Source organism: Streptomyces regalis (assembly GCF_001509475.1).
Lineage (GTDB): Bacteria > Actinomycetota > Actinomycetes > Streptomycetales > Streptomycetaceae > Streptomyces > Streptomyces regalis.
Window position 1 is genome coordinate 1 of record NZ_LLZG01000058.1, and the last position, 12,965, is coordinate 12,965.

Annotated in this window: 12 protein-coding genes and 1 pseudogene; 6 read left to right on the forward strand and 7 right to left on the reverse strand. The window is 70.1% G+C overall.

From position 1 onward, the window contains the following. The first annotated feature begins 181 nt into the window (after positions 1-181). Positions 182-631, forward strand: coding sequence for a nitroreductase family deazaflavin-dependent oxidoreductase (locus ADL12_RS10465; RefSeq protein ID WP_062700860.1), 450 nt, complete (start codon positions 182-184; stop codon positions 629-631). 95 nt (positions 632-726) lie between these two features. On the opposite strand, the pseudogene ADL12_RS10470 reads toward ADL12_RS10465, so the two are convergent. Beyond that, positions 727-1,666, reverse strand: a pseudogene (locus ADL12_RS10470) (cation diffusion facilitator family transporter). Positions 1,667-1,773: 107 nt separating this feature from the next. On the opposite strand from ADL12_RS10470, the gene ADL12_RS10475 reads away from it, so the two are divergent. Together ADL12_RS10475 and ADL12_RS10480 are read left to right on the forward strand one after the other, a co-directional pair. Further along, entirely contained in the window at positions 1,774-2,652 is an 879-nt protein-coding gene (locus tag ADL12_RS10475; protein WP_062700862.1) for a glutathione S-transferase family protein, read from the forward strand. Between the two features lie 42 nt (positions 2,653-2,694). Next, positions 2,695-2,997: a DUF4235 domain-containing protein gene (locus ADL12_RS10480; protein ID WP_062701029.1), complete on the forward strand. Its 303-nt coding sequence runs from the start codon at positions 2,695-2,697 to the stop codon at positions 2,995-2,997. 414 nt (positions 2,998-3,411) lie between these two features. Here ADL12_RS10480 and ADL12_RS10485 read toward each other — a convergent pair whose 3' ends face one another. Both ADL12_RS10485 and ADL12_RS10490 read right to left on the reverse strand, forming a co-directional pair. Next, entirely contained in the window at positions 3,412-3,876 is a 465-nt protein-coding gene (locus ADL12_RS10485; protein WP_062700864.1) for a pyridoxamine 5'-phosphate oxidase family protein, read from the reverse strand. A gap of 54 nt (positions 3,877-3,930) precedes the next feature. Next, positions 3,931-4,650, reverse strand: coding sequence for a TetR/AcrR family transcriptional regulator (locus ADL12_RS10490; RefSeq protein WP_062700866.1), 720 nt, complete (start codon positions 4,648-4,650; stop codon positions 3,931-3,933). A gap of 136 nt (positions 4,651-4,786) precedes the next feature. On the opposite strand from ADL12_RS10490, the gene ADL12_RS10495 reads away from it, so the two are divergent. From ADL12_RS10495 to ADL12_RS10505, 3 genes are all read left to right on the forward strand, one after another. Further along, positions 4,787-6,289 carry an APC family permease gene (locus tag ADL12_RS10495; protein WP_062700868.1) on the forward strand — a complete coding sequence of 501 codons (1,503 nt, stop codon included), beginning with the start codon at positions 4,787-4,789 and terminating at the stop codon, positions 6,287-6,289. A gap of 67 nt (positions 6,290-6,356) precedes the next feature. After that, positions 6,357-7,991 (forward strand): amidohydrolase, encoded by a 1,635-nt coding sequence (locus ADL12_RS10500; RefSeq protein ID WP_062700870.1) that lies wholly within the window; start codon positions 6,357-6,359, stop codon positions 7,989-7,991. Positions 7,992-8,587: 596 nt separating this feature from the next. Beyond that, positions 8,588-10,204, forward strand: a complete 1,617-nt coding sequence (locus ADL12_RS10505) for a hypothetical protein (protein WP_244187867.1) — start codon at positions 8,588-8,590, stop codon at positions 10,202-10,204. Between the two features lie 148 nt (positions 10,205-10,352). On the opposite strand, the gene ADL12_RS10510 is transcribed toward ADL12_RS10505, so the two are convergent. From ADL12_RS10510 to ADL12_RS10525, 4 genes are read right to left on the reverse strand one after another with little or no spacing between them, the layout of a single operon-like run. Further along, positions 10,353-11,600, reverse strand: coding sequence for a cytochrome P450 (locus ADL12_RS10510; protein ID WP_062700871.1), 1,248 nt, complete (start codon positions 11,598-11,600; stop codon positions 10,353-10,355). After that, positions 11,597-12,202, reverse strand: coding sequence for a GTP-binding protein (locus tag ADL12_RS10515; RefSeq protein WP_062700873.1), 606 nt, complete (start codon positions 12,200-12,202; stop codon positions 11,597-11,599). The genes ADL12_RS10510 and ADL12_RS10515 overlap by 4 nt, the downstream gene beginning before the upstream one ends. Continuing rightward, the gene (locus tag ADL12_RS10520) at positions 12,183-12,554 is read right to left on the reverse strand and encodes a DUF742 domain-containing protein (protein ID WP_062700875.1); all 372 of its coding nucleotides are present in this window, start codon (positions 12,552-12,554) and stop codon (positions 12,183-12,185) included. The genes ADL12_RS10515 and ADL12_RS10520 overlap by 20 nt, the downstream gene beginning before the upstream one ends. Next, positions 12,551-12,961 carry a roadblock/LC7 domain-containing protein gene (locus ADL12_RS10525; protein ID WP_062700877.1) on the reverse strand — a complete coding sequence of 137 codons (411 nt, stop codon included), beginning with the start codon at positions 12,959-12,961 and terminating at the stop codon, positions 12,551-12,553. The genes ADL12_RS10520 and ADL12_RS10525 overlap by 4 nt, the downstream gene beginning before the upstream one ends. Positions 12,962-12,965 lie beyond the last annotated feature (4 nt).

Below are 12,965 nucleotides of genomic sequence, written 5' to 3' on the forward strand. Positions count from 1 at the left end.
CTGCTGGGGCGGGTGCTGACGGGGCGGCGGGGGCGGTTGGTGACGGCGCTGGTGTCGAGCGGCGTGATCCTGGCGCTGGCGGCGCGGATGCCGGTGTAGTCGCGGCAGGATGAATCACGCGCGTGCGGGTGTTGAAGAGGGACGTAAGTCAGTGCCAGGACACGACGATGGGACCGAGGCCATGCCTCTTTACGGTGAGTACGAGCCGAGTCCGACCAAGTGGGTACGCGACCAGGTGGAGTTGTACGAGAGCTCCGGCGGCACCCAGGGTACGACCCTGATGGACACCGGGATGCCGGTGATCCTGCTCACGAACCGGGGTGCCCGGAGCGGCAAGATCCGCAAGACACCGCTGATGCGCGTCGAACACGAGGGGCGTTATGCCGTGGTGGCCTCGCAGGGCGGGGCGCCCAAGCACCCGGTCTGGTACCACAACATCAAGGCCGATCCCCAGGTGGAGCTCCAGGACGGGCCGGTGAAGCGGGACATGCGGGCCCGCGAGATCACCGGCGCGGAGAAGGACGAGTGGTGGGAGCGGGCCGTCGCGGCGTATCCGCCGTACGCCGACTACCAGGAGAAGACGGACCGGGTGATCCCGGTCTTCGTGCTGGAGCCGTTCGACGGGAGCTGACCGGGTCGGCCGGCGCTTCGGCTGCGGTTGATCGGCCTCCGGAAATTTTTTCTCGGCCAGGACGCATGAACCGTTGTTCGCCGGGCACACGTGCGTCAGGCCCCGCCGCGCTCCCCCGTCGCGGCGGGGCTTCCTGGTGCCTCGCGCGCGGAGCGTTCGGTCACGTCGAGGAAGATCTGGTCCGCCTCGGCGACGGTGTGGCCGAGGGACCGCTTGATGCGGACGGCGACCTACTCGCTGTCGAGGCCGGGCACCAGATCGACCCGGGCCGCCACCAGGGCCGTCTCCAGCCCTGCCTTCATCGTGGCTGCATTCGATATGCGGCTACCGCCGCGTGGCGCCTCCACGCTGTCGATCTCGGGCTGCGCCTCCAGCAGCGCGCGGATCCTGGCGTCGGCCTCGGGATCGGCGGCCTGCCCGATCAGCTGGTCGCGGGCGTCGCGCCCCAGCCGATAGGCGACGTGGACGAGGAGCGCGCCGATCGCGAGTGAGGCGGACGCCTCCCACACGACCTGCCCGGTGATCATGTGCAGCGCCATGCCGACGAGGGCGAGCGTCAAGCCGAGCACCGCCGTGGCGTCCTCGGCGACGACCGTGCGCAACGCCGGGTCGCGCAGCCCGTCCACGACGCCGCCCTGCCGGCGCACCTGGTACAGCGCCCGCACCAGCGACAGCCCTTCGGCCACGAAGGCGACGCCGAGCACGATCATGCCCGCCACATAGCCGCCGAAGTCCTCCTCGGCGCCGCCGCGCAGTGCCTCGACGCCCTGGAAGAAGAGAAGCAGCCACCCCTCACGAAGATGCCCACGGCCGCGAGCAGCGACCAGAAGAAGCGCTCCTTGCCGTAGCCGAAGGGATGGCGGGTGTCGGCGGGGCGGCGGCTGCGGCGCAGCGCGGCCAGCAGGAAGACCTCGTTCATACTGTCAGGTTGGCGGCGAGAGCCACCAGGACGGTGACTCGGGTCCTGTGATCCGTCTTCGGTGCCTTGGTCGTCCTGCTCAGTTTCCACCGACTGCCCCGGTCGGCACCGCTCACACCGTGCCGTCGGCGGAAATCGGGGGACTCTATGAGATCGGGGAACCTGCACAGGGCATCGGGGACCCTGCACGAGGCAGAGGCGTGCGGCAGGAAGGAGCACGGTCATGAGCGGCGGGGGCACCACCGCCTACGGGAGGAAGTCGTTCCAGCGGTCGAAGGCCCACTTCACGGACCGGATCACCGCGGACGGCCAGGACGGCTGGCCGGTCGAGGCGGGCCGCTACCGTCTGGTCGTCAGCCGTGCCTGTCCGTGGGCGAGCCGGGCGGTGATCTCCCGGCGGCTGCTCGGCCTGGAGGGCGCGCTGTCGCTGGCGATCGCCGACCCGATCCAGGACGACCGCAGCTGGCGCTTCACGCTGGACCCCGACGACCGCGCCCCGGTGCTCGGCATCCGCTTCCTCGGCGAGGCCTACGACAGGCGGGAGACCGACTACCCGGGCGGTGTCAGCGTGCCCGCGATCGTGGACGTGCCCAGCGGCAGGCTTGTCACCAACGACTATCAGCGGATCACGCTCGACCTCGCCACCGAGTGGACGGCCCTGCACCGCGAGGGGGCGCCCGATCTCTACCCCGAGGCGCGCCGGGACGAGATCGACGCCGTGATGGCGGACGTCTACGAGGACGTCAACAACGGCGTGTACCGGGCGGGCTTCGCCACCGGCCAGGACGAGTACGAGGGTGCGTGCGCGCGTCTCTTCCGGCGGCTTGAGCTGCTGGCCCAACGACTGGCCGGGCAGCGCTATCTGGTGGGCGACCAGACGCCCGGATTCGGTGACACCGTCGACTTCGACCACATCAAGCGGCACTACTACCAGGTACACAGCAGCATCAACCCGACCGGCATCGTGCCCCTCGGACCGGATCTGCCGGGGTGGCTGACGCCGCATCACCGTCAGGAGCTGGGCGGCAGGCCGTTCGGCGACGGGACGCCGCCCGGGCCGGTTCCGGAGGCCGAGCAGGTCCCGGCGCGGGGGCGGCCCTGACCGATAAGGGAGGCACAGGCGCACATGGCCAGGAACGACAAGATGTACAAGCACAAGAAGCTGAAGCTCCCCCTCGCCTACAAGCCGTTGGGATTCGCGCTCGGCTGGGCGAGCGGTGCGCTGGCGGGGCTCGCCTTCCGCAAGACATGGATGGCGATACGACACGAGGAAGACGCCCCCGACGCCCTGGACCGGGACCGCGGCTGGGGCGAGATCCTGCTGGCGGCCGCGGTCCAGGGCGCCCTCTTCGCGGTGGCGCGCAGCCTGGCGGACCGCACGGGCGCGAAGGCGATCGAACACTCGACGGGTGTGTGGCCGGTCAGCGAGAAGGGCGGTCGGGACTGAGCGGATCAGGCCGTTCAAGCGCCGTTGAGTAGTTCAGGCATGCTTCGGTGCCGTAGGTGCGACGCGGCGCAGGGTGAAGGAGTGGCCGACCGGGTCGGCGTAGCCGCACTAAACGGTTGGGTACGGCGGCTTCCCGCAAGGGCGGCGGTCACACCATGTGGTGATAGAGCTACGGTGCGCTGAGCGAGAACCAAGCCAGCGCAAGCTCCAGCTTTACGGAGACCGGGCAGGTTCCAACCCGGCTGGTGTTGATCGCGTCAGACTCGGTCGCTCGCTGAGGGACTGAGCAGCGTGAGCCAGGAATCCCCCTCAAGGAGGGGAGGGTTCAACAGTGGCATGAGTCCTCCGACTCTGGGGGCGCGGGGCAGTACCGCTCCGTGCCCCAACGCCTCCCAGTTACCCCGCCCTGGCGTTTCAGTCCGCGACCAGCCACTCGCCGTCCCGCATGAGCTCGCGCCCGGCCAGCTCGTCGGCCTCGCGCCAGGCCTGCACCCGATGCGGCCGGACGCGGAAGTACAGGTAGGGCGTGGAGAGTTGACGCGGATCGAAGCCGGTCCTGGCCGCGAAGCGGTCGGCCACCTCCTCGGGCAGTTGAGCAGGGGCGATCGTGTCGACCGTGCCCTCGATCATGACGACGTCCCGGGTCGGCCCGACACCGAGGCGCGCTCTGCCGGTCGTCCTCAGGTTCCGGCCCGTCGGGCTGTTGGCCGGTGTGGCCAGCAGCAGGGTCGAGCCGTCCCAGAGGTAGGAGAGCGGGACGAGATACGGCACGCCCCCGTCGACCTCGGCCGTGGCGACCCACACGTCCTCGTCGTGCTCCAGTCGGTTCAGGGTGTCCTGCTTGCGCTGCTTGGCGGGGCGTGCGGGCGGGCGGGTCATCGGTGGACGGCCTCCTGACGGGACGACTGTGGTCGGACGTTTCCAGTGTGACCGTCAGGCTTCCGGCCGGCCCCGGATTTCCGTCAGCCGCACCTCAGCCGCGCTCAACAGCAGGTCCAGGGCCACCGGATAGGAACTGTGCCGCATGTCGGCCACGAGGTGGCGGGCGGTCGCGGCGATGTGCGGGTGAGTGTCGGCGGGCAACCGGCCGTACTTCGCCCGCCACACAGCCGTCTCCGCCTCCCGGGCGGCCCTCGGCAGCGCGGCGCCGGCCGCGTCGAGGGCCCCGAACGACAGGGCCTGGTCGACGAAGGCGTGGTAGATCCGCACCGCCTCCGCGTCGGGGAAACCGGCGCCTCGCAGGACGCCGAGGATGGTCTCGACGGCCTGGATCTCGTACCCCCGCCCGGTCACCCGGTACGAGCTGAGCACGGCCGCCCGTGGGTGGGCGAGGGCGCCCGCGTGCATCCGCATGCCGAGGTCCCGCAGATCGGCGCGCCAGTCGCCGGTGGGGCGCCAGGTGCGCAGCGTCCGGCCGATGAGCTCGTCGGCGATGGCGAGCATCAGGTCGTCGGTGTGCCGGAAGTACCGGTACAGCGAGCTGGGGTCGGCGCCGAGGGCGCGGCCGAGGCGGCGTACCGAGAGGGCATCGGCGCCGTGCTCCTCGATGAGCCTCAGGGCCGTCTCGACGATCAGTTCCTCGGACAGGACGACACCCTGCTTGGTGGGGCGGCGGCGCTGCCGGGCGGCGGGCCGGACGACGCGGTCGGTCATGGGCGCCTCCGTGGGCCGGGCAACAGGGTCGATGGGCGAGACCTTATGACAACACCGTTGACCTGTTAAGCCCCCGGACAGTTTCATGTCCGCTCATCGGGGCCGCCCAGGCCCCCGGTGCGAGCGGAGATCGGCCATGCCCGACCAGCCCTGCAGCGTTGACCAGCCGGCGCGCCCCGCGCTGCGCAAATCCCTCGGTGTCCTCGACGGCGTCGCCATCGCCGCGTCCAGCACGGCCGCGACCACCAGCATCGGCATCGGCCTGGGAGTCACGGCGGGGGTGGTCGGCCTGCACCTGCCGGCGATCATGCTGCTGGCCTTTCTGCCGGTCCTTGGTATCGCGGGCGCCTACTCCCGGCTCAACCGCGTCGAGCCGAACGCGGGCAACGGCTATGTGTGGGTGGGCCGTTCGCTCACTCCGTGGCTCGGCTTCATGGTCGGCTGGGTGAACATCGTCGCCGTGCTGGCGTTCCTCGCGTACACCACGGCGGTCACCGGCTCGGCCCTGCTCCAGCTCGCGGGGGACGCCGGGGTGCACCGGGTGGGCGGTCTGGCGCTGGACCCGGGTTCGACCGCGCAGACGACCGCGGTCGGCATCCTGGTCCTGCTGGCGGTCACGCTGACCGCCGTGACCGGCATCCGCACCGCCGCGCGGCTGCAGGCCGGACTGCTGGTCTTCGAGTACGTCGTCCTGCTCGGCTTCTGCGGATACGGCATCGTCACCGGCCCGCACGACTTCAGCCTGAGCTGGTTCGACCCGTTCGCCATCCCGTCGGCGACGGCGCTCGCGCAGGGGATGCTGCTGTCGGTGTTCTGCTACTGGGGTTTCGAGTCGGCCTTCAGCGTCAACGAGGAGGTACGCGACCCGCGCGACGCGTCCCGGGCCGGGATCACCACCCTGTTCACCATGCTGGCGCTGTTCCTGCTCGGCTCGATCGCCTTCCAACGCGTCCTGTCCGAGGAGGAGTTGGCCGGTCACGGCGCCGAAGGCCTGGCCTTCTTCGGCGAGCGGCTGGCGTCCCAGCCATGGGCGGCGCTCCCCCTGGTCGCCCTGATGTTCTCGGCGGTCGCCTCGCTGCAGGCCGGCGTGATCCCCACGGCCCGGGCGATGTTCGCCATGAGCCGGGACCGTACCCTCGGGCCGGTGTGGTCCAAGGTCAGCCCCCGGTACGGCACTCCGGCTGCCGGAACGCTGCTCATCGGCGCGCTCGCGGCGGTGGTCGCGGCGCTCGCGCTGGTCATCCCGCGGCTCGCCGACATGATCATGGCGACGGTGAGTGCCGTGGGCATCGTGGTCGCCCTGTCGTACGCTCTCACGGCTCTCGCGGCCGCGGTCCGCTTCCGCTCTCTGCTGCGCGAGGACTGGCGGCAAGGCATACGGGCGGTGGTGCTGCCCGCGCTGAGTGCGGCGGCCCTGCTCGGCCTCGGCGGCTACCTCGGCTGGTCGTTCTACACCTCCGCCGATCACTTCGAAGTCAGCGCGGACAACGGGTGGTTCCTGCTGTGCACTCCGGTGGCGATGATCGCGTCGGGCTTCGCGGCCGCCGCGTGGGCCAGGTGGGTGCGCAGGTCGCCGTACTTCCACACCGGCAAGGGCACCGACGCGGACGCGCCCCAACTGGTCGCCGTATCCCGCTGACCCGACCGATCCGGGCAACTCGACCGACTCGATCATCTCGACCACCACCTCGACCAGGAAACGGAACATGCACGCAGATCTCCTCTTCACCGGCGGTCCCGTCCTCACCCCCGAAGGCCGCACCGCGACCGCTGTGGCCGTCACCGGCGAGCGCATCACGGCCGTAGGGAGGGAGGAGGTGCACGATCTCGCCGGGCCACGGACCGAGGTGGTGGACCTCGCCGGGCGTCTGCTGCTGCCCGGATTCCAGGACGCGCACGTGCATCCCGTGCCGGCGGGGCTGGAGCTCACCCAGTGCGACCTGACCGGAACGAAGACGGCGGACCAGACCCTCGCCGCGGTGCGCGCGTACGCCGACGCGCACTCCGAGCGGGAGTGGATCACCGGCGGCGGTTGGTCCATGGAGGCGTTCGCGGGCGGCACGCCGACGAAGGAGCTGCTGGACGCGGTGGTGCCCGACCGGCCGGTGTATCTGCCCAACCGGGATCACCACGGCGCGTGGGTCAACAGCCGCGCCCTCGCACTCGCGGGCATCACGCGCGACACGCCCGACCCGGCCGACGGGCGCATCGACCGGGACGCCTCCGGTGAGCCCAGCGGGACGTTGCAGGAGGGGGCGATGCAGCTCGTCGGGCGGCTCACCCCGCCCGCCACACCGGCCGACCGGCTGGCGGCCCTGCTGCACGCCCAGCGTCATCTGCACGCGCTCGGCATCACCGCCTGGCAGGACGCGCTGGTCGGGGATTTCCTGGGCATGGACGACCCGTCCGACGCGTACCTCGCGGCGGCCCGGGACGGCCTGCTCACCGCGCGTGTCGTCGGGGCGCTGTGGTGGGACCGCGAGCGCGGTGCCGAGCAGATCCCGGAACTCGTGGAGCGGCGCGCCGCGTCGAGCCACGGCCGGTTCCGCGCGAGCAGCGTCAAGCTGATGCTGGACGGGGTCGCCGAGACCGGGACCGCCGCACTGCTCGACCCTTATCTGGACAAGTGCGGCTGCGCCACCGCCAACCGGGGCACCAGCTTTCTCGACGCCGATCAACTCCGCAAGTACGTCACCGAGTTGGACGCCCTCGGCTTCCAGTGCCACTTCCATGCCCTCGGCGACCGTGCCGTACGCGACGCGCTGGACGCGATCGAGGCGGCGCGGACCGCGAACGGACCGAGCGACACGCGGCCCCACCTGGCGCATCTTCAGGTCGTCCACCCCGACGACGTGCCGCGTTTCACCCGGCTCGGCGCCATCGCGAACATCCAGCCGCTCTGGGCGGCCCACGAACCGCAGATGGACGAACTGACCATCCCCTTCCTCGGGCCCGAACGGGCCGCGTGGCAGTACCCGTTCGAGGCGCTGCTTCGCTCCGGCGCCCGGCTCGCGGCGGGCAGCGACTGGCCCGTGAGCAGCCCCGATCCGCTCCAGGGAATCCATGTCGCGGTCAACCGCGTGGCGCCCGACGGCGGCGACACGCCGGTGTTCCTGCCCACCGAACGCATCGGACTCGCCGAGGCGTTGACGGCGTACACGGCGGGCTCGGCGTATGTGAACCACCTCGACGGCACCGGACAGGTACGGGTGGGAGCGCTCGCGGATCTCGTGGTGCTGGACCGCGATCCGTTCGACGGGCCGACGGAGGCGATCGCGGAGGCGCGGGTCGCGCGGACATATGTGGGGGGCGCGCGAGTATACGCAGCTCAGGAGGCGTGAGCAGTAACACAGATCACGGACAGGTCACGTGTTGATCGTTTAGGTTCTGGGCAGCCTCGTACCGCTTTTAGGTTCAACTTTCGGCCATAGAAGCTGAGTTCGAGTACACGGGTGGCCATTTCGGCTACCCGTTCGCAGGGCCGGGGGGGCTCTGTATCGCCGTCTCCCGGAAGGAAGCGCATGCCTCAGGACGTCACGTTCGACCTCCCCACCCCCGTCAGCAGACATCTGGAGTACGCCCAAGAGCGCCTACCCACACGCCTCGGCCGACGGTTCATTGATGGCCGGTCGAGAACCGAGCACGCCCGGGGCAGTTCGTCACCCAAGGGCAGGTAGGCGATCCGCTTCGCCGAGCCGGTCGCGTGAGTCCGGCTGTTCGGCGAGGCCGCCGCGGAAAGTACAGAAGTTCCTCGGACACGACCGGCCGACAACCACGGTCGATCGATTCCGTTGTCATGACCACAGCTTGATGGGAAACCGGTGTGAAATCTCGAGTCGTAGGTGCTGTTCCGAAGGCGTCCGCCGACAGCTTGCTCCCGGCGCAGCCAAGCGCCCAGCTCCAGCCCACGGAGGCGGGGAACACCCTGGCCGGCCTCTTGGCGAAACGCATCAATGGGAGCACGCAGGAGCACCGAAGGTCCCAGAACGCCGCTCAGCAGCGGCTGAGCGCACTCGGATCCCCCCACCCCAGCACCACGCTGCAGGTGGAGGGAGCCCTCCACCTGGCGCGGCCCGCGTTCCTCCCGCCCGACGAGGAGGGCTACGCCAGGTTGAGGCACCTCGACGCCGGCCTGCGCGTGATCGAAGCAGCCTTCCCTCAGGTCAGCACCGATATTGAGGTCTGCCGGCTGACCTGCATGATGCTGGAAGGGGCCTGGAGGAGCCGGGCACTCATACCGACGCGCGAGGAGGAGCAGACAGCCGCCTGTACCTGCCCTCTGTGCCGTCGGCTGCCCACGCCCCCCGCACGCACGCTGGATGACTACCGTTGGCGGCAGAGCGCCGGTCGTCCCCTCACCGTCAAGACCTGGCCGAACCGCCGGGAACTCGACAGCGTCCTGACCGGTGGATGGTCCTGGACCCGGCAGATGAACGACCTCGAACGAGACCTTGGCCACCGCTACCGCTTCGAGGACGACATACTCGTCTTCCACGAATACAAACGCGTGGTCGACACCATCGACACAACGCGGCTCACCCAATTCATCGAAGGCCGCCTGGCCGAGAATTTCAGCACCAACGGCGCACGGGCGCTGGTCTCCGGACTCTTCGCAGCCCACAAGCGAACCGTCGACGAGTACTGGCTCCAACAGCACGACGCGGGCAGCGTGACGCTCCCCCAGACCAACCCGCTCAACCAGAGCACCTACTCCATCCTGCAGATGCTGGACTGCCTGTTCTGGCACGTCGCACCCGACACCGAACTCTGGCAGGAGGAAAACCTCGCCTCCCTGCTGCTGTGCCGCGTCATCGACGACATGGCCGATGTACGAGCCGACGCCCTCACCGGCGAGATAAGCAACTTCTGGCTCGCCGACATGCCCACCCACACCAAGGCCCTCTACGCGGCCTGCGCCATAGCCATCGTCAAGTACGGCTGCATGCCCGAGGCGCATGACCCGATGTGGAACACCTGGCTGATGACCACCACCATCGTCTGGATGGGGCTCACGGGCCGCCACGCCCTGTGGTTCGACGGCATCACCCAGGGCCTCCCCCCGGCCGAGGACTGCCCGCTGTGCGACCTGCAGCCCAACGCATGCGCCGGCGTCCTCACCCACGGCACCACCCTCACCATCAGCCCGCGGCCCACCGCACCGGCACTGAGCGCCCGGACCGCCGAGCTGTCCGCACGCTGCCGGGCCCAACACCCCCAGGCATGGCCCCTCTTCGACGCCGAGCTCCATGCCTTCGAGGCATTGCACGGCCCCTGGTACGGCAGCATCGACAGCGCATGGGAGATCCTGCGCCGCACCTACATCGCCGCCGTGGAGGCATCCAGCGCCGAACCGTCCCCGGAGCGCGCTCGTCAGATCCAAGAGGACTCCGGCGTAGTCGGATCCGAAAAGTTTCACACCCTGCACGACCCTCGGACCGGGAGGGAAGACACCGCCCTGCTCGCCTACATGTTCGGCGGCGCCCACCCGCACTTCCTCTGGAACGCAACGGGATACCGCCCCACGGGCGTCGCAGGCGACTGGCTCGACGGCTGACGCCTCAACCTGCTGACGCAGCCGGCAGTCGTTGAGGAGGGTCCGGTGGTCTCGGCCGAACTGGCCGGGCGGGGCTCGGTGGACGACCTGCCGGCCGGGTGAGGAGACGGCGCTGCCCGGCCGGGGGTCCGGCCGGGCAGCGGTGGTGTCAGACGGAGAACTCGACCGGCAGGCTGTCGAGCCGGGACTCCCAGGTGGAGGCGGTCGAGGAGAGCTCCTCCGACGGTACGGCCAGGCGCAGGCCCGGCAGCCGGTGCAGCAGGACGTCCACGCCGATCTCGATGATGGACTGGCCGATGTTCTGCCCCGGGCACTCGTGCGGTCCGGAGCTGAACGCCAGGTGCGACTGGTTGCCCTGCACGGCCACGGCCGAGTCGGGCCGTACCTCGGGGTCGAGGTTGCCGGCGGCCAGGCCCAGGACGAGCAGTTCTCCCTCCTGGATGTGATGGCCTCCGAGCTCCAGGTCGGCGGCCGCGAACCGGCCCGGCAGCACGGCCAGCGGCGGGGTGTCCCACATGACCTCCTCCACCACCGAGGAGATGTTCAGCTGCCCGCTGACCAGACCGGACAGCCGGGCAGCGTCGGTGAGGACCAGTTGCAGAACCCGGGCCAGCAGGTTGCTGGTGGTGGTGTGCGCGGCGATCAGCACCAGGCGCAGATGGCTGACGACCTCGTCGTGGTCGAGGCCGGCCGGGTGCTCCAGCAGGGCCGTGGCGAAATCGGAGCCCGGCTCGGCCCGCTTGCGCTCAGCGAGTTCCCCGAGGATCTGCATGATCCGCTCGTTGTGCTCGAGGGCGCCCTCGCCACCCTTGAAGACCTGGGCGCACGACTCGACCAGACGTAGCCCGTCCGCCGTGGGAAGGCCCAGGATCCGGGTGAGCACGAGCATCGTCAGGTGCTCGGCGTAGTCGGCCACCAGGTCGGCGCGCCCGGCGTCGACGAACGCGTCGATCTGTTTGTTCGCGAAGTACGTGGCGTGTCGCCGCACGCCACGGCTGGACGCCGCGAGCAGCCCGTCGGTGACCGCGCCGCGCAACCGGCGGTGCGGTTCGCCGTCCTGGGAGACGCAGTCGGGCCGCCAGCCGACCATCGGGATCAGCGGATGCGTCTCCGGGATGTGCCCCTCGCGCCAGTCCCGCCAGATCCGCGCGTCCCGGCTGAACTGGCGGGGGTTGTCGAGCACCCGCCGGTTGTCGCGGTAGCCGAGGACCAGCCATGCGGGGACGTCGCCCTCGAGGAGCACCGGCGCCACGGACCCGTGCTCCTTGCGCAGCCGCTCGTAGATGCCGTACGGGTCGGTCGACGCCTCCGGCCCGAACAGCCGGGTGAGGTCGGCCCCGTGGGCGACCGGGCAGCCACGCGGGGCGTCGGGATCGTTTAAGGGCTGGGCGTTCATCGGGACTCCAGTGCGACGGCGGAGCGAGCCTGCAAGTGACGTATCAGCGCGACGAGCACGTCACGGCTGGAGGCCCGGTCGCGGGCGTCGCAGGCCACGACCGGGATGTGTTCGGGGATGTCGAGGGCGTCGCGGATCTCCTCGACCGGGTAGTCCTTGGAGTCGGGGAAGACGTTCAGCGCGACGACGAACGGGACGTTCTGCCGCTCCATCTCCTCGATGGCCCGGAAGCTGGAGGCAAGGCGCCGGGTGTCGACCAGGACGACGGCGCCGAGCGCGCCCTTGAACAGGCCGTTCCACAGGAACCAGAACCGCTCCTGGCCGGGCGTGCCGAACAGGTACAGCATCAGGCTGTCGTTGAGGCTGATCTTGCCGAAGTCCAGGCTGACGGTGGTCTGCGTCTTGTCGGCGACCCCGATGAGGTGGTCGACGTCGGCGCTGGCCTGGGTGAGCGTCTCCTCGGTGGTCAGCGGCTTGATGTCGCTGACCGAGCGGACCATGGTGGTCTTTCCGGTGCCGAAGCCGCCGGCGATCATCACCTTCACCGAGCGGGGGCCGGACCCACCGGGCCGCCCCGGATGGTCAAAGCCTTTCAAGTCCACTGAGTACCTCCTCAAGGAGCGCGAGGTCGGGCCCGCGACCGGCGTGATGGGCCGGGATGGGGTCACGGGCTTCGACATGGCCTGCCTCCAGCAGATCCGTCAGCAGCACCGCGAGAATGTTGAAGGGCAGTCCGAGATGGGCGCCGAGTTCGGCCACCGACAGCGGATCGCGGCAGCGCCGGAGGATCTCCTCGTGCTCGTGCTGCATCCCCGGTACGGGACTGGTGCGGGAGACGATGAGGGTCGCCACGTCGAGGCTCGACGCCGAACCGCCCGGTCCGCTACGCCCCTTGGTGAGGACGTAGTAACGCTCGAGACCGGACGGGTTCGTGGACCGGCGGGGAGCACTCATCCAGAGTGCTCCTCCAGGCGCGGAGTGGTGCCGAGCAGTTCGCCCATCCTGCGCGCCAGGTCCCTCATCTGGTGGCCGAGCAGCCCCTGGTCGAGGCCTTCCCGGGCAAGGACGCCGAGATACGTCTCCACCCCGGCCCGTACGACGAAGAGGTGGCCGCCGTCCACCTCGATCATCGCCAGCCTGAGCTGCCCCGCGTACTTGGGGAACTGCTCGGCGACCGGCTGGGCCAGGGCCTGCAGTCCGGCCACCACGGCCGCGAACCGGTCCACGTCGTCGGGGTCTTCGGCGCCAAAGGAGGTGACGGCCTTGCCGTCGCTCGAGGCCACGAGGGCGAAGCGGATCTCCGGGATGGACTCCACCAGATCGCGGAGCGCCCAGCTCACGTCGGTTCCCTGTTGCGTCATGTGG

Coding starts and splice junctions, on each gene's coding strand:
- ADL12_RS10465 (WP_062700860.1), top strand. CDS start 182: ATGCCTCTTTACGGTGAGTACGAGCCGAGTCCGACCAAGTGGGTACGC.
- ADL12_RS10475 (WP_062700862.1), top strand. CDS start 1,774: ATGAGCGGCGGGGGCACCACCGCCTACGGGAGGAAGTCGTTCCAGCGG.
- ADL12_RS10480 (WP_062701029.1), top strand. CDS start 2,695: ATGTACAAGCACAAGAAGCTGAAGCTCCCCCTCGCCTACAAGCCGTTG.
- ADL12_RS10485 (WP_062700864.1), bottom strand. CDS start 3,876: ATGACCCGCCCGCCCGCACGCCCCGCCAAGCAGCGCAAGCAGGACACC.
- ADL12_RS10490 (WP_062700866.1), bottom strand. CDS start 4,650: ATGACCGACCGCGTCGTCCGGCCCGCCGCCCGGCAGCGCCGCCGCCCC.
- ADL12_RS10495 (WP_062700868.1), top strand. CDS start 4,787: ATGCCCGACCAGCCCTGCAGCGTTGACCAGCCGGCGCGCCCCGCGCTG.
- ADL12_RS10500 (WP_062700870.1), top strand. CDS start 6,357: ATGCACGCAGATCTCCTCTTCACCGGCGGTCCCGTCCTCACCCCCGAA.
- ADL12_RS10510 (WP_062700871.1), bottom strand. CDS start 11,600: ATGAACGCCCAGCCCTTAAACGATCCCGACGCCCCGCGTGGCTGCCCG.
- ADL12_RS10520 (WP_062700875.1), bottom strand. CDS start 12,554: ATGAGTGCTCCCCGCCGGTCCACGAACCCGTCCGGTCTCGAGCGTTAC.
- ADL12_RS10525 (WP_062700877.1), bottom strand. CDS start 12,961: ATGACGCAACAGGGAACCGACGTGAGCTGGGCGCTCCGCGATCTGGTG.